An 18,391-nucleotide genomic window follows, 5' to 3' on the forward strand; every position below is an offset into this window, starting at 1 on the left:
CCGAGGACACACCTGCGGCCGCTTCGCCGTGTCCCGGTGGCCATCAGCAGTGATCGTCGACAAGGAGTTCACCCATGGACGGAGTCAGCAGGCGCAGAATGCTGATCACGGGAGGGGCGCTCGGGGCGCTGGGCGCGCTGAGCGCGGCCACGCCGGCCCAGGCGCGTCCCCCGTGGACCTGGGCACCGAGCGGATCGGTGGCGGGCAAGGGGGCGGGACTGGACCCGGAGTGGGTCTGGGACGAGGAGGCCGACCCGGTGCTCGCCGCCGTGATCGACCGCGGCGAGGTGCCCAAGGTCAACGAACTGCTGCGGACGTGGACCCGCAACGACCAGCCGCTGCCGGCCGGACTGCCGGCGGATCTGCGCGACTTCATGGAGAAGGCACGCCGGCTGCCGTCCTGGGTGGACTCGAGGAAGCTCGCGGCCGCGGTCCAGTTCACCAAGAAGAAGGGCATCTACACCGGTGCCCTGTACGGGCTGGGCAGCGGCCTCATGAGCACCGCCATCCCCCGGGAGGCACGCGCCGTCTACTACTCCAAGGGCGGCGCGGACATGAAGGACCGCATCGCCAAGACCGCGAAACTCGGGTACGACATCGGCGACCTGGACGCCTATCAGCCACAGGGCTCGATGATCGTGACCTGCGTGAAGACCCGCCTGGTGCACGCGGCCGTACGGCACCTGCTGCCGCAGTCCCCCGGCTGGTCCCGGACCAGCGGCGGCCAGACCATCCCGATCAGCCAGGCCGACGTCATGGTCACCTGGCACAGCCTGGCCACCTTCGGGATGCGCAAACTGAAGGACTGGCGGGTCCCGGTCAGCACCGCCGAGTCGGACGGCTTCCTGCACGTGTGGCAGGTGACCGCCCATATGCTCGGCGTCCTCGACGAGTACATCCCCAGTTCCTGGAGCGAGGCCAACTCCCAGTACCAGCAGGTCGTCGACCCGATCCTGGCCTCCACCCCCGAGGGCCAGGCACTGACCGAGGTGCTGCTCGACATCGTCGCCGAGCTCGACGCCGGTCTCACCCGCCCGCTGATCAACGCGTTCTCCCGGTACACGGTGGGCGACAAGGTCGGCGACGCCATCGGACTGGACCGGGAGCCCTTCTGGCAGCCGCTGATCAGCGCCGCCTGGCCTCTCCTGGTGGCCTTCCGCGAGGGCCTCATCCCCTTGCCGCTGGTCCCGGAGGCGGCCTGGACCGTTGAGGAGGCGATCCGTAAATTCGTCCTGCTCTTCCTGTCCGAGGCCGAGCCCATCGACATCGAGATCCCCGACACCAACCGTCCGTCCTGAGCCTCCCCCGGGAGACGACCGGGTCCCGCCTCGCCCGGCGGGACCCGCACACCCGTACCGCTCCGGGGCGGTGGCCGGCCAGCCGCCCCGCACCCCCACGTTCGTGAACGCACGCAGCCGAGTACCGAGATGGGATCATGACGAGATCGCGCAGTGACGGGACGCCGACGGCGTCCTTCGCAGCCACCGCCCCCCACCTGTCGCCGACCGTCCCGCCGCCCGGTGCGGCAGCGCGGAGAGGAGCACCCGATGGCCGACGGTGACCCCGCGTCCCGGCCCGGACCGCACTCGGTCGGCAGGCGCCGGTTCCTCGGCTACCTCGTGGCCGGCCCCACCCTGGTGACGGCGGCCGAACTCGCCCCCGCAGCCCCGGCCCGGGCCGACATCCCCTCCCCCGAGATCACCGAACTGATCGACCTCAACGACGTGATGACCGCGGCGGCCCTGCCCACCTCCGGCCTGATCACGGTCGAGGTGGGCACGGACGGCACCGTTTCCTTTGCGCTGCCGCGCACCGAGGTGGGCCAGGGCATCACCACCTCGACGGCCATGCTCATCGCCGAGGAACTGAACGTCCCCGTCGATCGGGTGCGGGTCACGCTCGCCGACGCACGACCGGAACTGCTGTTCAACCAGCTCACAGGGGGCTCCAACACGACCGTCTCCACCTACACCCCGGTCCGCGTCGCGGCGGCCGTGGCGCGGGAGCGGCTGCTGCTGGCGGCGGCCGGTGAGCTGGACGCGGACATCGCCGCCCTCACGATGCGGGACGGAGTCGTCACCGCGCCGTCGGGCCGGAGCATCGGCATCGGGGCGCTGTCCGAGAAGGCGGCGAGCCTCCACACGCGGCAGGTGGCCGTGGACCTCACCCCGGACGACCGCTTCACCGTCATCGGCCGTCCCCACAACCGCGTCGACGCCCTGGCCGCCGTCACCGGCCGCAAGACGTTCACCATGGACCTGGCCGTCCCGGACGCCCTGCCGACCATGGTGTGCCGCCCGCCCACCATCAACGGCAAGGTCGGTTCGGTGGCCAACGCCGCCGAGGTCCTTGCCATGCCGGGCGTCACCGATGTCGCCGTGATCTCCACCGGGGTGGCGGTGCGTGCGCGGACCTTCGGCCGGTGCATCGACGCCGTACGCGCACTGCGCGTGTCGTGGCAGCCCGGCAGCGCGCAGGGCAAGTCGGACTCGTCCGTGCTCAAGGAGCTGAAGGCGGCCGAACTCCCCATCGGCCTGCCCTCGCTCACGCCGAGTGTGGAAGCCGCGTTCACCTTCCATTTCCGCAGCAACAGCGCGCTGGAACCCAACTGTGCGATCGCCGACGTGCGCTCCGACCGCGCCGAGGTCTGGGCGAGCCTCAAAGCGCCGATCGTCGCCAAGGAGGCGATCGCCGCCAAGCTCAAGCTGCCGCTCAGCGCCGTCACCGTGCATGTCACCGAGGGCGGCGGATCCTTCGGGCGCAAACTCTTCTTCGACGCCGCGCTGGAAGCCGTCGAGGTCTCCCAGAAGATCGGCAAACCGGTCCGGCTCATGTGGCACCGCGCCGACGACTCGCGTCAGGGCCGCACCCATCCCATGGCCACGTCCCGCGTACGCATCGACTACCTCGGCGACACCGTCCTCGCCTACCGGCAGCGGCACACCAGCGTGGCCACCGATCTCAGCCACGGGCTGGGCGAGATCTTCACCGCCCTGGCAGCCAGGCTGCCGGTGGGTGACATCGGCTTCTCCGAGACGTTCTTCCAGCTCTCGCAGTCCATGCCCTACAACTTCGGCGCCAACAGCAGGCTGCTGAGCGAGACCGACAAGAGCTTCAACACCGGGAGCATGCGCAACGTCTACTCCCCCGACGTCACCTGCGCGCGGGAACTGCTCGTGGACCGGCTCGCCGGGAAGATGGGCAAGGACCCCTACCGGTTCCGGCGGGACTTCCTCCGCGACGACCGAGCCAGGGCGGTGCTGGAGAAGGCCGCCGAAGCGGGAGAGTGGGGGCGGCAGATGCCCGCCGGCATGGCGCAGGGGATCGCCTTCCACTCCGAGTACCACTCCGTCAGCGCGGTCCTGGTGGAGATCGACTGCCGCCCCGAGACGGTGAACCGGGCCGTCCGCGACGGGGTCGCCGGCCCCCGCGTGACCAAGGCCGTCATCGCGGTGGACGTCGGTCTCGCCGTCAACCCCCGCGGGCTGGAGGCCCAGATGATGGGCTGCCTCATGGACGGCATCGCCCTGACCCTGACGTCCAGCCTGCACCTGCGCGACGGCTACTTCCTCGAGGCCAGCTGGGACAACTACTTCTACACCCGGCAGTGGAACACCCCGCCCGAGCTGAGGATCATCGTCATGCCGCCCACCACCGGGGAGCCCGGCGGGGCGGGAGAACTGGGCGTGGCCGCGTCGATGGCCGCCGTCGCCTGCGCATACGGGCGGGCCACCGGCACCATGCCGACCAGCTTTCCCATCAACCACGGAACACTGTCCTTCACACCGAAGCCGACCGTCCCGCCCGTCCCCGCGTCGCCGACCGACGGCCTGGACCACGTCCGCTGAACAGCGAGGAGCCCTTCTTGCCCGAGCACACCTTCCGCCTCAACGGCGAGCAGGTCACCGTGGACGTGGCCGACGACGAACGTCTCCTGTGGGTCATGCGCGACGTCCTGGGCGTCACGGGACCGAAGTACGGCTGCGGCATCAACGTCTGCAAGGCGTGCACCAGTCACCTCAACGGCAGGGCCGTCAACCCCTGCGCCGTACCCGTCGGTGACCTCCGCCCCACCGACGAGATCACGACGATCGAGGGGCTCCCGGCCACCGTCGGGGCTGATCTGCACCCCATGCAGCAGGCCTGGATCGACCAGGACGTGGCCCAGTGCGGCTACTGCCAGCCCGGGCAGATCATGGCCGCGGTCGCCCTGGTCCACCGGGTGAGGGAAGAGGGCCGCACGGTCACCGAGGCCGACCTCGACGGCATCCGCAACATCTGCCGCTGCGGCACCTACGTCCGGATCCGCGAGGCCATCAAGGCCGCGGCCGAGAACATGTGACCCACCCTGACCGCCTCGGCGGCCGGGCCGCCCGGGTTCCCGGTCCCCGGTCTCAGCCGCCGCGCCGCACCCGGGCCGCCTTGCGGGCCTCCGCGAGCGTGCGGGCCTCGCTGCTCTTGCGGGACGGCCTGCCGCCGGAGCCGCCCTTCGGGTCCTTGGTGCTGCCGAGGCCGCGGAACGGGGCGTTGTGGTTCTTGGGGCTCGGTACGGCCGGGCCGCCGTCGAGCGGCTGTCCGGACGGGGCCTTGGCGCCGGTGATCCGGCTGAGTTCCGCCTCGCCGGAGCGCACCTTGGTGACCCTGGGGGTGACATCGGCGTCCGCCATGACCTGGCCGGTCTCGCGGCGCTGTGCCGACAGGACGAGGGTCACGACGGTGCCGGAGCGGCCGGCCCGGGCCGTGCGGCCCGCGCGGTGGAGGTAGTCCTTCGAGTCGGTGGCCGGGTCGACGTTGACCACGAGATCGAGGTCGTCGACGTGCAGGCCGCGTGCCGCCACGTTCGTCGCCACCAGCGCGGTGACCTGGCCGTTCTTGAACTGGGCCAGGGTCCGGGTGCGCTGCGGCTGGGACTTGCCGCTGTGCAGGGCCGCGGCGGCGACACCGCTGGACCTCAGATGCCGGGTGAGCTGGTCGACGCCGTGCTTGGTGTCCAGGAACAGCAGGACGCGGCCGTCCCGGGCGGCGATCTCGGTGGTGACGGCGTACCGGTCCGGGCCGTGCACGACGAAGACGTGGTGCTCGATCGCGGCGACAGCGCTGGACGAGGGGTCCACGGAGTGGACGGCGGGGTCGCGCAGGTAGCGCTGGACCAGGTGGTCGACGTCGCGGTCGAGGGTGGCGGAGAACAGCATCCGCTGCCCGTCGGGACGGACCTGTTCCAGGATCTCGGTGACCTGCGGAAGGAATCCCATGTCGCACATCTGGTCGGCCTCGTCCAGGACCACGATGCGCACGCGTCCCAGTCGGCAGTCCTTGCGCTCGATGAGGTCGTGCAGGCGGCCGGGGGTGGCGACGACGATCTCGGCGCCCTCCCGCAGCGCGGCGGCCTGGCGTCCGATGGACACTCCGCCCACCACGGTCGCGAGCCGCAGCCGCAGCGCCTCGACGTACGGGGTGAGGGCCTCGCCGACCTGCTGCGCCAGCTCCCTGGTGGGCACCAGGACGAGCGCCAGCGGCTCCTTCGGCTGGGCGCGCCGCCCGGCCGTCCGGGCGAGCATCCCCAGGCCGAAGGCGAGCGTCTTGCCGGATCCCGTGCGGCCCCGGCCCAGGACGTCCCGTCCCGCGAGCGCGTCGGGCAGCGCCGCCGCCTGGATGGGGAAGGGCACGGTCACACCGCGCTCGTCGAGGGCCCGCAGGATCTCGGCCGGCAGCCCCAGCTGCGCGAAGGTCGCCCCCGTGACCGTGTCGTCCTGGGGCGCGTCGTCCTGCTGCCGGGCATCGGCACGTACTGATTCGCTCATCGAGAGCCTTCCTCCGAAGGGACCGTACCGAGGAAGGCGCGGCGGGGACGCGGCCACCAGCCGGAGGCAGCGAACGGCGCACCGGCGAGGCGGCACAGCAAACCCGCAACGCTAGCACAACGGGGCACGCAGCCCGACGGGGCCGCGTTCGGGCTCGGGAGCCGGGCGCTGGTCGGCTGGCGCTGGGCGGCCGACGGCGGCCGTGTGGTGACGGCGAGCGTGGCCGGGCGAGACTCCTGAGACGCCTGTGAGAGAATCTGTCACGATAAGCGATCGATGTCATACGCCGAGTGGAGAAGTCATGACCAACGTCCGCCTTTCGACGACGACGGGCGACATCGTCCTCGCTCTTGACGATGCCAATGCGCCGAAGACCGTCGCGAACTTCCTGGAGTACGTCAACAGCGGACACTACGCGGGAACGGTGTTCCACCGCGTCATCAGCGGATTCATGATCCAGGGCGGCGGCCTCGACACGAACATGCGCACCAAGCCCGCTCCCCGCACCGTGGAGAACGAGGCGCGCAACGGGCTGAAGAACGACAAGTACACCCTGGCCATGGCCCGGACGTCCGATCCGCACTCGGCCAGCGCGCAGTTCTTCATCAACGTGAGCGACAACGACTTCCTGAACTACCCCGGGCAGGACGGCTGGGGCTACACCGTCTTCGGCAAGGTCGTGGAGGGGCACGGCGTCGTGGACCAGATCGCCGCGGTCCAGACGGGTGCTCAGGACGTGCCCCGCCAGCAGATCGTGATCAACTCCGCCGAGGTGGTCCCCGCATCGGCGTGACCTGCCGCCGCACCACCGCACCACCACAGCACCGCACCCCACCGGCCCGTGAGGGACGCTCAGCGCGTCCGCCACGGGCCGGTGGTGTTCAACGGGTAGCCACGGCCGGCTCCGACGACCTCGTCCAGCGGGATCTCGAAACAGGCAGCCGTCCAGCGGCCGTCCAGCGGCCGTCCTCGTCGTGGCTCTCAGAGCACCGCCCGCGCCAGGCCGTCCAGCGCGGCCTTCAGCCGTTCCGTCGTGAGGCCCTGTTTGCGCTGGTGCAGGAAGACCTCCGGGGCCAAGGGGGCCAGCAGCGTGTCCGCCAGGGCCTCGGGGTCGGGCGTGCCCGCTTCCCTGAGCAGTGCCAGGACATGGGCGCGCCAGAAGCCGTAGGCGCCGACGGCGAAGCGTTTGCTCCCGGCCTCGGCTCCGAGGACGAGATGACTGTGCCGCTCCAGCAGATCGATCATGGCCGCGAAGAAGGCCGCCAGGCGCTCGCGCGGCGGCGCGCCCGGGCCCAGCGGCGGGGAGCCGCGCAGCAACTCGCCCTGGAGCAGCCGTTCGTGTTCGTCGAGGAGGGCCGCCGCGACGGAGGCGACGTTCGGATAGCGCCGGTAGAGCGTCCCGCGGCCGACGCCGGCGGCTCGGGCGATGTCCTCCATCGTGACCGCACCAGGGTCCCCGGCTTCGAACAGCCCGGCCGCCGCGGCCAGCACCTTCGCCCGGTTCCGCGCCGCGTCCGCGCGCTCCTTCGCCTCTTTCGGCTCCTTCGTCACCACGAGGGCCCAGCCTACGGCACCGCCGGAATAACCGGACACGGCGTCCGGTTGCTAAGGTCGTCCGCCTAACCGGACATGCCGTCCGGATAGCTCTCCCTGAGGCAGGAGCCCTTGTCATGCCGCGTACCGCGCAGACCTTGCTGCACCTCGATGCCAGTGCCCGCCGGCGCTCCTTCAGCCGCGAGGTCGGTGACGCCGTCGCCGCCGCCTGGCGCACGTCCCACCCGGACGGCAGGTACGTCCACCGCGATCTGGCCCGCACCCCGGTCCCGCAGATAGACGAGGCGTGGACGGAGCTGTGCGACCACGTCCTGGAGCACGGGATCACCGATCCGCACCGGTACCGGGAGGCGGTGCGCACGCCGGCGCAGGCCGCCACCTGGGCGGTGGTCGAGCCGCTGCTCGGCGAACTCCTCGCGGCCGACGTGGTGCTGATCGCCACGCCGATGTACAACTACTCCGTCCCCGCCTCGCTCAAGGCGTGGATCGACCAGGTCACCTTCCCGAAGATGTCCCTGGCCGGGCGGCGCTTCGTCGTGGCCTGCGCACGGGGCGGGGCGTACGGGCCCGGCACTCCGCGCCATCCGTACGACCACCAGGAGCGCTACCTCCGGGACTTCCTCGCCGGGCACTTCGCCCTGCCGCCGGAGGCGATGACCTTCCTCAGCACCGAACTGGTCAACTCCCGTGTCGACCCGGCGCTCGCCGGTCGCCGCGCGGCCCATGACGCGTCCCACACGGACACACTGGCGGCGGCCCGGACGATCGGAGGGGCGCTGTGAGCTGGCTGCTGCTGGTGGCCGCCGGGCTGATCGAGATCGCCTGGTCGCAGAGCATCAAGCCCACGGCCGGATTCACCCGGCTGGTGCCCACGCTCGTCTGCGTGGCGCTGGCGGCCGTCTCGGTCTATCTGCTGTCCCTGGCGATGAAGGGGCTGCCCGTGGGCACGGCCTACGCGGTGTTCACCGGGATCGGCGCGGTCGGCGCGATCGCCCTGGGCATCGCCGTCCACAAGGACCCGGTGACCGTGGGCCGCCTGGTCGCGCTCGGTCTGATCGTCGGCGGGGTGGCCCTGGCCCGCGCGACCACGCCGGACGGCTGACCCGGACGGCTGACCTGGACGGCTGACCCGGACGGCCGACCCGGACGGACCGGGGCGCCCCGCCCGGCGGCCGGCGACGGGCGGGCCAGTGCACTGAAGCGGCGCCCGGCCGGTGAAGGCGAGGTCGGGCGCCGCTTCGTCGGCTCACGCACAGCGGGGGCTCAGGTGCGCAGCCAGACCGCCGTGTCCTGCGGCAGCAGGCCGGCGGCGTCGAGGGGGCCGCTGGCCAGCAGCAGCCGTCGGTGGGCGGGCAGGGCGGCAGGACGGGCGGCGAGGTTGACGACGCAGACCAGACCGTCGGCGCGGGCGAAGGAGAGGACGCCGTCCTCGGCCGGCAGCCAGTTCAGCGGGCCGTCGCCGAAGCCCTGGTGGGAGCGGCGCAGCAGCAGGGCCTCACGGTAGAGCGCGAGCATCGAGTCCGGGTCGGTGCTCTGCCGGTCGACGGCGTACGCGGCCCAGTCGGCGGGCTGCGGCAGCCAGGGCTCGGACGTCGAACCGAAGCCGTACCAGGGGGCGTCCGCGCTCCAGGGCAGCGGGACGCGGCAGCCGTCCCGGCCGGGATCGGTGCCCCCGGAGCGGAAGTGCATGGGGTCCTGGATGCGGTCCAGCGGGACGTCGGCCTCGGGCAGCCCGAGTTCCTCGCCCTGGTAGAGGTAGACGGAGCCGGGCAGGGCGAGGGTGAGCAGGGCGGCGGCGCGGGCCCGCCGGGTGCCGAGCGCCAGGTCGGTGGGGGTGCCGAAGGCCTTGGTGGCGAAGTCGAAGGCGGTGTCGGTCCGGCCGTAGCGGGTGACGGTGCGGGTGACGTCGTGGTTGCAGAGCACCCAGGTGGCGGGTGCGCCGACGGGGGCGTGTTCGGCGAGGGTGTCGTCGATGGCGCGGCGCAGCCGGTCCGCCTCCCAGGGGCAGGTGAGGAAGTTGAAGTTGAAGGCGGTGTGCAGTTCGTCGGGGCGCAGGTAGCGGGCGAAGCGTTCGGCGTCCGGCAGCCAGACCTCGCCGACGAAGACGGCTCCGTACTCGTCGGCGATCGACCGCCAGGAGCGGTAGATGTCGTGCAGTTCGTCCTGATCGATGTACGGGTGCGGGTCGACGCCCTCCTCGAAGTCGGCGAGCGCGGGGTCCTTGACGAGCAGGGCGGCGGAGTCGATCCGTACGCCCGCCACGCCGCGGGTGAACCAGAAGCGCAGGATGTCCTCGTGTTCCTGGCGGACGGCCGGGTGCGCCCAGTTGAGGTCGGGCTGTTCCGGGGTGAACAGGTGCAGGTACCACTCGCCGTCGGGGACGCGGGTCCAGGTGGTGCCGGAGAACTGCGAGGGCCAGTCGTTGGGCGGGAGTTCGCCGTGCTCGCCGCGGCCGGGCCGGAAGTGGAACAGCTCCCGTTCCGGGCTGCCGGGGCCGGCGTCCAGGGCTGCGCGGAACCACGGGTGCCGGTCGGAGACGTGGTTGGGGACGATGTCGACGATGACGCGGATGCCGAGTTCGGCGGCCTCCGCGATGAGCTTCTCGGCCTCGGCGAGGGTGCCGAAGGCGGGGTCGATGGTGCGGTAGTCGGCGACGTCGTAGCCGCCGTCGACCATCGGGGAGGCGTACCAAGGGGTGAACCAGATGGCGTCGACGCCGAGTTCCGCGAGATAGGGCAGTCTCGCCCGGGCTCCCGCGAGGTCCCCGGTGCCGTCTCCGTCGCCGTCGGCGAAGCTGCGGGGATACACCTGGTAGATGACGGCGTCACGCCACCAGGTGTCGGTGCGGGGAGAGTTGGGGGCTGCCACGTGACGGTCCTTTCGGGCAGGGCGAAGGGGCACGAAGGGTGCGAAGAGATGCGGTGAGGCGCGCAGAGGCGTGAGGGAGACGGGGAGGGGAGCGCGGGCCGGTGCGGCCGCTCAGCCCTTCAGTCCGCCGGCGGTGAGGCCGCTCATGATGTTCCGCTGGAAGATCAGGAAGATCAGCAGTGTCGGCACCGAGGCGATGGTCAGCGCGGCGATCAGCACATTGACCGGCACGCCGTTGGAGAGCGAGTAGATGCCGACGTTGAGGGTCTGCTTGGCGGGGTCGGGGAGGGTGAGCATCGGCCAGAGGAAGTCCTTCCAGATTCCGACGACCGCGAAGATCGACACCACGCCGAGGATCGGCCGGGAGACCGGCAGCACGATCGACCACAGGACGCGCAGCGGGGAGGCGCCGTCCATGGCGGCGGCGTCGAGGAGTTCCTTCGGGATGGAGTCGAAGAACCGCTTCAGCAGGAAGATGTTGAAGGCGTTGGTGACGGACGGCAGCCAGATCGCCCAGGGCGTGTTCAGCAGGTTGCGCTCCACGATCGGCACGTCCAGCACGGTCAGGTACTGGGGTACGACGAGGACGGTCGCCGGGATCATGAGCGTGGCGAGCATCATGCCGAGGATCGCCTTGCCGAGCACCGGGCGGAGCTTGGAGAGCGAGTAGGCGGCCGCGACGTCCAGCACCAGCTGGAAGGCGAGTGCGCCGAGCGCGTAGTAGAGGGTGTTGAACAGCAGGGTGGCGAGGTCCATCACCTCCCAGGCGCGCGAGTAGTTGTCCGGGGTGAATGATCCGGGTACCAGGGTCGGCGGGGTCTGGATCACTTCCTGGGCGTCCTTGAAGCCGCTGGACACCATCCAGTAGAGCGGTCCGAGGAAGACCAGGGTGAATCCGCCGACGACCACGGCGAAGACGATCCAGTACAGGATCTTCCCGCGGGGCCGGGCGAGCTGGGCCGGTGAGATGAGTGTGCGTGTGGACATGCCGGTCTCCCCCGGGGCTACTCGTCGTCGGCGCGGCTGAGCTTGACGTACGCCGCCGAGAATCCGGCGAGGAGTACGAGCAGGAGCAGGCCGAGCGCCGCCGCGGCACCGTAGTTGTTGAAGTTGAAGGCGTACTGGTAGATGAGGTAGACGACGGTGGTCGTGGAGCCCTCCGGGCCGGCGCCGCCGGTGAGCAGGAACGGCTCGACGAAGACCTGCATGGTGGCGATGATCTGCATGAGCAGCATCAGCGACAGGATCAGCCGGGTCTGCGGGATGGTGACGTGCCAGATCTTGCGGAACAGGCCGGCGCCGTCGAGTTCGGCCGCCTCGTACAGCTCGCCGGGGATGCCCTGGAGGGCGGCGAGGTAGATGAGGGCGGCGCCGCCCATGTTCATCCAGGTCGAGGCGACGACGATGGACAGCATCGACAGGTCGGGGTCCTGGAGCCACTGCTGCGCGGGCAGGTGGAGGAACTCGAACAGCTCGTTGAGCAGGCCGTAGCCGGGGTCGTAGAGGTACTTCCAGAGCAGGACCGAGGCGACGGGCGGCAGCATCACCGGCAGGTAGACGAGGAGCCGCAGATAGCCCTGGCCGTGCTGGAACTCGTTGATGACGATGGCGACGGCGAACGGGACGGCGAAGCCGAGGAGCAGCGCCAGTACGGTGAACAGCGCGGTGTTGCGCCAGGCCTGCCAGAACGCCGGGTCGTTGTAGACGGTGGTGAGGTTGTCCAGGCCGACCCAGCTGATCTCGCCGCCCTCGGTCTTCTGGAAGGCGAGCAGGAACTCCCTGATCATCGGGTACCAGGAGAACAGCGCGAAGCAGACGACCGCGCCGATGAGGAAGCCGTGGGCGGTGAGGTTGCGGCGCAGGCTCTTGGCGAACCGGCGGCCGGGCGGTACCGGGCCGGTGTCGCGCGGCGGGGCGGGCCGGGCGGGGGCCGCCGTGCTCGGGGTCAGGCTGGGGGCCGACATCGTCGCTCCTTGGTGCTGGTCTGCCGGGGTTGCTTGCCGCGGGGGCCGTGGTGGGCGCGGGCCCTGGGGCGGGCAGGGCCCGCGGCGCCGTTCGGGACGGGCGGCGCACCCGGCGGGGGCGGGTCGGCGCCTCGGCCCCCGCCGGGGGCCGGTCACTGGTTGGCGAGGACCTGGTTGACCTGTGCCTCGGCGGTGTCGAGCAGCTTGTCGATGTCGGCGTCCTCGTTGGTGAGGATGCCGGACATGACGTTGTCGAGGATCTTGTAGACCTCCTGGGCCTTCGGCGGCTCGGCCTTGCCCGGGACGGGGTTGTCCATGAACGTCTTGAAGTTGGCGACCGGCATCGTGGCGTGTTCCTGGCGGGCCGCGTCGTCCTTCTTCTTCGACTCGCCCAGCCAGAAGTTGGGCTGCGGGACGCCGACCGGGAGCTTGTCGGCCTTGGTGCGGGCCCAGTCGAACTGGCCCTTGCCGACGGTGAGGTTCTTGAAGTTCAGCCAGGCGACGGCGGCCTTGATCTTGTCGGAGGAGATCCCCTTCTTGATCATGTAGTTGTTGCCGCCGGCCAGGGTGGCCTTCTCGCCGGGTATCGGGCCCATGCCGAAGTTCTCGTACTCGGCTCCGAGTTGCTGGACCATGTACGCGATGTCGTCGGGGGCGGCGAGGAACATGCCGAGCTTGTCGGTGGCGATCTGCTTCTGGAGGTCGCCCCACTTCAGCAGCTGGGTCTTGCCCATGCTGTCGTCCTCCCAGCGCATGGCGTGGAGGTTCTCGGCGACCTGCCGGCCCAGGTCGTTGTTGAACGCGGCCTTCTTGCCGCTCGCGTCCACGACCTCGCCGCCGATGCTGTACATCTGCGCGGTGAAGTGCCAGCCGCCGGTGTTGCCCGCGCTGTACTCGCCGAAGCCGGCGACGCCGTCGCCGAGGCCGGCGATCTTCTTGGCGGCGGTGCGGACCTCGGCCCAGGTGCGCGGCGGGGCGTCGGGGTCGAGTCCGGCCTGCTCGAAGAGCCCCCGGTTGATGAGCAGGCCCATCGAGTAGTTGCTGGTGGGCAGGCCGTAGAGCTTGCCCTCGTGCTTGAGCGAGGCGAGGACGCCTGGGTCGATGTCCTTCAGCAGCGGGACGGTCTTGTCGTTGACGTAGGCCGTGATGTCCTCGGCGCCGTCGTTGTCGAGCACCTGCGGCAGGTCGGTGAAGTAGGTGTAGAAGACGTCCGGCTGGGACTTGGCCTTCAGCATCGCGGTGAAGCGCGGCGGTTCCAGGCACTGGCCGGGTGTGGAGCGGCCCTCGATGGTGACGTTCGGGTAGGTCTTGTTGAACTCGGCGACGTCCTGCTTCCACTCCTTGAGTTCGGCCGCCTTGGCCGCGGGCGGCATGCAGTCGATGGTGAGCGTCACCTTGGCCTTGGGGTCGAGCGGCGCGGTCGGGTCGGCGGAGCCACCCCCTTCGGAACCACCGGAGCCGTTGTCGCTGCTGCTCGTGCCGCAGGCGGCCAGTGCGGTCAGGGTGAGCGCGGACAGGAGGGCGACCGCGCTTGCGCGGCGGGTACGGCGGAACCGGGCAGCACTTCTCATGGGTGGTCCCCTTCGGGCATGAACGTGGAGGTCGCCCCACCGCCGGTGCGTTTGTGGGGCGCCGCACACTCAACCACCCCCAACAAGTGAACGCAAGATATCGCGCTGACTCTGTAAGAGATTGACAGCGGGAAGAGAAAAGGTCGGTGCAAGCCGTCGCAAACGGCTTGCACCGACCTCGCTCGGACGACGGTGGTTACGGGTTGATGTTGATCTTGAATGTCGACGTGGTGTTGCGGATGTCGACGGCGTTGTTGCTCAGTTCCAGCCCGTTGAACGTCACCTCACCGACGGCGGGCCCTTGCCCGCTCTCCGGCTGCTCGTTCGCCCACAGGCCGAAGCCCGACTTGGCGTCGTAGGCGTCCCCGCTCCTGCGGGCGCCGGTGATGGAGACGTCGGTGAAGACGGTGTCCTTGATCGGGTACTGCGGCTGCCCGCCCACGTAGTTGGTCTGGAACATCACCCCGCTGTAGGTGGGGTCGACGATGTCCACGTGGTTCACCCGGATCCCCTGGAACACCTTGGAGGCGGAGAACACCCAGATGCCGGGGAAGGTCTGCGAGCCCCAGAAGTGCCCGCCGGCCCGGACGATCGAAACGTTCTCGAAGGTCGTCGGCTCGGTCCCGAAGCCGTTCATCGGGTAGCCGAAGTCCAGGGACGAGATGGTGATCCCTGAGTAGACGAGGGTGTCCGCGATGTGGATGTTGCGGAAGGTGTTGTTGTAGCCGCCGTAGACGGCCACACCCGCGGCCCGCCAGGTCAGGGTGCTGGTCAGGTTCTCGTAGACGTTGTTCTTCATGTCCGCGCCGCCCGCGTCGATCGCCGAGAACAGCGCGAAGCTGTCGTCACCGGTGGCGCGCGCGTCGTTGTTGGCGACCAGGTTGTCCGTGGAGCCGTTGGTCATGTTGATGCCGTCGGCGAACATGTTGCGGATACGGGAGTTCCTGATGGTGATCCGGTCGGTGTTGGCGCCCCAGTACAGGCACACCATGTGCTCGTTCCAGATGTCCTCGATGACGATGTCCGAGACGTTGGCGAAGTCGAACACCTTGCCCGGTCCGTCGATGCGCGAGGTGTAGTTGCCGAAGTAGGCGAAGCCCTTGAAGAGCGACCCCTTGGCCGTCCCCTCGGCGCGGAAGCCGACGTCCGTGTTGTCCTGCGTCGACGGCGCGTGGAACTTGGTGTACCAGGGGCCCGCGCCGACCACCTTCACGGCCTTGCCGTACACCTGGAACTTGCTCGACGTCTGGTAGTCGCCGGGCGGCAGGTAGACGCCCACCAGCTTGCCCGTGGTGTCCATGCGCACCCGGTCCAGCGCGTCCTGGACGGCCTGGTGGGTGAAGCCGGCGGGCACGGTGTACGTCGCCGGGTCGGGGTTGGCGACCGGGGCGACCTGCTCCAGGTTGATGAAGTCGATCGCGTAGGCCGAGGTGTTCGCGGCGTCCTTCTGGAGCCGGATCCTGCTGCCCTCGGGCACCGTCTCGCCCAGCATGATGTGGGCCTCGTCGTAGATGTGCCGCGGGGCCCCGGCGCCCGGGGAGTTGCCGGGCGCGGTCTCCGCGCCGTACAGCCAGGCGTACTTGGAGGTCAGCGGCAGCGCCTTCTTGAAGACGCCGTCGACGTAGACGTTGATGGTCGAGTCGATGCCGCCGCCGCCCGGCGCGTCCGGGATGGAGAAGCGGGTGACCAGGGTGTTGGTGGCGGCGCGGGTGGTGAACTCGACGTACTCGCCCGTCGCGTCCAGGCTGACGGCCTTGCGGCCGGAGGCCTCGCCCGCGACGTCCCCGACGGTGCGGTTGGGTCCGACGACGCCGGCGCCGCCGCCGACGGTGCCGTCCTCGGCCTCGTACATCGTGTACGGCATGTTCGCGCCGCGGCCGACGAACAGCGGCTGGGTGGAGGTGTTGTTCTCCCGCTTGACCGGCAGTTCGTTGGCGTCGTCGGCGATGACGGTGCGCACGGTGTACGAGCCGTTGACCGCGGTCCAGGTCCCGAGGCCGACGTCGGCGGAGGCACCCGCGGCGAGGGCCCCGCTGTGGGCGCCGGTCAGGGTCTTGACCGTGGCCCCTTTGGAGTCGGTCAGGGTGAGGGTGACGCCGTGGCTGCCCGCGGCGCTCGCCTCGGTGCCCTGGTTCCTCAGCCGCACCTTGAAGGTGACGGTGTCACCGGCGGCCGGGCTGGACGGCGAGGTGGTCACCGAGGCGGCGACCAGGTCGGAGCTCGCGACCGGCTTGACGACCAGCGACGTGGGACTGGTGAAGGTGTTGTTGGACTCGTTCTGCTCGACGACCGCGTTCGTGTCGTCGGCGACGGCGCTGAGCTGGTAGGTGCCGGCCTCGCGTTCGCCGATCGAGGCGGTGACGGTGGTCTGCGCGCCGGCCGCCAGGGCGCCGACCTGCGCGGTGGCGACCTTGGTGCCGCCCAGGCGCACGGCCACGGCGCTGGCCGGGGCGGCGGCCGGACCGCTGTTGCGGACGGTGGCCGCCACGCTGATCCGGTCCGACTCGACCGGGGCGGCGGGCGTCACGGTGAGCCCGGTGACCTCCAGGTCGGGGTTGGGTGCGGGCACACCGATCACCTGGAACTCGGCGAGCTGCCCGGCCGCGGAGCCGGAGTTGGCCGTGAACCTCAGCTGTACGTCGGCCACGCGGGCGGAGACCGGGACGGTGACGGTGTTGCCGGCCGCCGGGTCGAACCGGTAGCTCCTGGCCGCGACCAGCGAGGTGAAGCCGTCGGCGCTCTGCTCCCGGCCCAGCACCTCGACGGTCTGGTCGCGGGCCGACCATGCGGAGTCGGGGTTCAGCTTCAGCACCAGCCGGTCCAGGTCGGCGTTGGCGCCGAGCCTGACGGTGAGGGTGTTCGGATAGCTGCCGCCCGCTCCCTCCCAGTACGTCGTGACGCTGTTGTCGTTGGCGTTGGCGGCGACGAAGGTGTGCACCACCGAGGAGGCGCTGATCGGCTTGCCGACGGCGAGGTTCGAGCCGCCGCCGCCACTGCCGTTGCGGGTCACGCTGTTGCTGGCGGGCGACTGGTTCCCGGCCGCGTCCTTGGCGCGCACCTGATAGGTGACGGTGCTGGTCGCGGGCTGGGTGTCGGTGTACGTGGTGACACCGCCGTCGACACTGGCGCGCAGGGTGTTGTTGGCGTAGACGTCGTACTTGGTGACGCCGACGTTGTCCGAGGAGGCGGTCCAGGTCAGCTTGATCCTGCCGTCGCCGGAGTCGGTGAGGGCCAGGCCGGCCGGGGCGGTCGGGGCCTGGGTGTCGCCGCTGTCGCCGGTGCGGGTGACGGTGTTGCTGTTCCCGGACTGGTTGCCGGCGGCGTCCCGTGCCCGCACGTGGTACGAGACGGTCTGGCCGGCCGGGCGGGTGTCGATGAACGTGGTGACGTCACCCGCGACGCTGGTGAGCAGCGACCCGTTGGCGTAGATGTCGTACGCCGTCACCGCGACGTTGTCGGTGGCCGCGTTCCAGGTGAGCCGGATCTGGCCGGTGGCGGGCTCGGTGTAGGCGAGGCCCGCGGGGGCGCTGGGGGCCTGGGTGTCGCCGGTGGCCGGGCCGTAGACCTCCAGTTCGGAGATCTGGGCGGCGGGCTGGACCGAGTTGGCGCTGACCAGGACGCGCACATAGCGGGTGGTGGTCGCGTCGAAGGCGATGCTCGCCGCGTGTCCGCTCGCGGAGTCGAAGGTGTGGGCGCGGGCTGCCGTCAGGTCGGTGAACTCCGTGCCGTCGGTGCTGCCCTGGATCTTCAGCGTCTGGCTGCGCGCCTCCCAGCCGTCCGGCAGCCGCAGCACCACGCGGTCCACCCGGACCGAGGAGCCGAGGTCGGCGCGGAGCCACTGCGGGAGGGCGTTGTTGGCGCTCTCCCAGTAGGAGGCGCGGTTGCCGTCATTGGCGTTCTGGGCCGTGTAGACCTGGGTGTGGCTGCTGGCGGTGAGCGTGCGGCCGGCCGCGAGGTTCACCGACGAGCCGTCGGCCGCGTGCACCTCCAGCTCGGACAGCTGCGCCGCCTGCCAGCCGGTGTTGGCGGTGACGGCGATCCGCACGAACCGGGTCCGGGTGGCCGGGAAGGCGACCGTGACGGTGTTCCCGGCGCCGGGGCTGAAGGTGTACGAGGCGGAGTTCTTCAGCGTGCTGAAGCTGGTGCCGTCGGCGCTGCCCTGGACGGACAGGGTCTGGCTGCGGCTCTCCCAGCCGGCCGGCAGCTTGAGGACCACCTCGTCCACGCGCTCGGTGGTGCCGAGGTCGGCCTGGACCCACTGCGGGAAGCTGGAGCCGGCGCTCTGCCAGTAGGTGCCCTGGTTGCCGTCGGTGATGTTCGGTGCGGCGTACTCGGCGTGGGAACTGCTCGCCGAGGCGGTGTCGCCCAGGGCGATGTTGGGCCCTCCGGCGGCCTGCGCGGTCAGCGCGGGACCGCCCAGTGCCAGCAGGCTGGTCACGATCACGGCGCTCAGGATCCGTGATCTCGCTCTACGGATTCTCATCAGTCCTCTCACTTCTGTCAGTTCTTTGCGTCAAACGCTGAGAGAGTTACAGAGGACTGTCGAGTCGTCTACCGGTCGGACCTGACGACTTGTAAGACGCCGAAGACCGCGCCGAGCCGCTTTCGGACACGCCTGCGCGGCGACCCGCCG

The 18,391-nt window shown here is 70.5% G+C and carries 13 protein-coding genes; 6 read left to right on the plus strand and 7 right to left on the minus strand.

What is annotated here, in order from left to right; all coding sequences use genetic code 11:
• Positions 1-74 precede the first annotated feature (74 nt).
• The 3 genes from ABT232_RS26395 to ABT232_RS26405 all read left to right on the plus strand — a co-directional run bounded on the left by ABT232_RS26395 (position 75) and on the right by ABT232_RS26405 (position 4,342).
• A complete protein-coding gene (locus tag ABT232_RS26395; RefSeq protein ID WP_351844186.1) occupies positions 75-1,298 on the plus strand; it encodes an oxygenase MpaB family protein in 1,224 nt (407 codons plus the stop codon).
• A gap of 249 nt (positions 1,299-1,547) precedes the next feature.
• On the plus strand, positions 1,548-3,848 hold the full coding sequence (locus ABT232_RS26400) for a molybdopterin cofactor-binding domain-containing protein (RefSeq protein WP_351844188.1): 2,301 nt from the start codon (positions 1,548-1,550) through the stop codon (positions 3,846-3,848).
• Between the two features lie 17 nt (positions 3,849-3,865).
• Positions 3,866-4,342 carry a (2Fe-2S)-binding protein gene (locus tag ABT232_RS26405; RefSeq protein ID WP_351844190.1) on the plus strand — a complete coding sequence of 159 codons (477 nt, stop codon included), beginning with the start codon at positions 3,866-3,868 and terminating at the stop codon, positions 4,340-4,342.
• A 52-nt stretch (positions 4,343-4,394) separates the two neighbouring features.
• Here ABT232_RS26405 and ABT232_RS26410 read toward each other — a convergent pair whose 3' ends face one another.
• A complete protein-coding gene (locus ABT232_RS26410) occupies positions 4,395-5,801 on the minus strand; it encodes a DEAD/DEAH box helicase (protein WP_351844192.1) in 1,407 nt (468 codons plus the stop codon).
• Positions 5,802-6,102: 301 nt separating this feature from the next.
• Here ABT232_RS26410 and ABT232_RS26415 point away from each other — a divergent pair, with 301 nt between their 5' ends.
• Positions 6,103-6,594, plus strand: a complete 492-nt coding sequence (locus ABT232_RS26415) for a peptidylprolyl isomerase (protein WP_351844193.1) — start codon at positions 6,103-6,105, stop codon at positions 6,592-6,594.
• 188 nt (positions 6,595-6,782) lie between these two features.
• Here ABT232_RS26415 and ABT232_RS26420 read toward each other — a convergent pair whose 3' ends face one another.
• A complete protein-coding gene (locus ABT232_RS26420; RefSeq protein ID WP_351844195.1) occupies positions 6,783-7,355 on the minus strand; it encodes a TetR/AcrR family transcriptional regulator in 573 nt (190 codons plus the stop codon).
• Between the two features lie 116 nt (positions 7,356-7,471).
• On the opposite strand from ABT232_RS26420, the gene ABT232_RS26425 reads away from it, so the two are divergent.
• Together ABT232_RS26425 and ABT232_RS26430 are read left to right on the plus strand one after the other, a co-directional pair.
• Positions 7,472-8,137 carry an FMN-dependent NADH-azoreductase gene (locus ABT232_RS26425; protein ID WP_351844197.1) on the plus strand — a complete coding sequence of 222 codons (666 nt, stop codon included), beginning with the start codon at positions 7,472-7,474 and terminating at the stop codon, positions 8,135-8,137.
• Positions 8,134-8,457, plus strand: coding sequence for a DMT family transporter (locus tag ABT232_RS26430; RefSeq protein WP_351844199.1), 324 nt, complete (start codon positions 8,134-8,136; stop codon positions 8,455-8,457). The genes ABT232_RS26425 and ABT232_RS26430 overlap by 4 nt, the downstream gene beginning before the upstream one ends.
• Positions 8,458-8,618: 161 nt before the next feature.
• Here the strand turns inward: ABT232_RS26430 and ABT232_RS26435 are convergent, their stop codons facing one another.
• From ABT232_RS26435 to ABT232_RS26455, 5 genes are all read right to left on the minus strand, one after another.
• Positions 8,619-10,223: a glycoside hydrolase family 13 protein gene (locus tag ABT232_RS26435; protein ID WP_351844201.1), complete on the minus strand. Its 1,605-nt coding sequence runs from the start codon at positions 10,221-10,223 to the stop codon at positions 8,619-8,621.
• Positions 10,224-10,334: 111 nt separating this feature from the next.
• Positions 10,335-11,210 (minus strand): carbohydrate ABC transporter permease, encoded by an 876-nt coding sequence (locus tag ABT232_RS26440; protein WP_351844203.1) that lies wholly within the window; start codon positions 11,208-11,210, stop codon positions 10,335-10,337.
• Positions 11,211-11,227: 17 nt separating this feature from the next.
• Positions 11,228-12,187 carry a carbohydrate ABC transporter permease gene (locus ABT232_RS26445; RefSeq protein ID WP_351844205.1) on the minus strand — a complete coding sequence of 320 codons (960 nt, stop codon included), beginning with the start codon at positions 12,185-12,187 and terminating at the stop codon, positions 11,228-11,230.
• Between the two features lie 152 nt (positions 12,188-12,339).
• Complete coding sequence (locus tag ABT232_RS26450) at positions 12,340-13,758, minus strand: extracellular solute-binding protein (RefSeq protein WP_351844207.1); 1,419 nt, start codon at positions 13,756-13,758, stop codon at positions 12,340-12,342.
• 196 nt (positions 13,759-13,954) lie between these two features.
• Positions 13,955-18,241, minus strand: coding sequence for a discoidin domain-containing protein (locus ABT232_RS26455; RefSeq protein WP_351844209.1), 4,287 nt, complete (start codon positions 18,239-18,241; stop codon positions 13,955-13,957).
• Between the last annotated feature and the right edge of the window lie 150 nt (positions 18,242-18,391).

Origin of the sequence: Streptomyces sp. NPDC001532 (assembly GCF_040298625.1) — a bacterium.
Classification (GTDB): Bacteria; Actinomycetota; Actinomycetes; order Streptomycetales; family Streptomycetaceae; genus Streptomyces.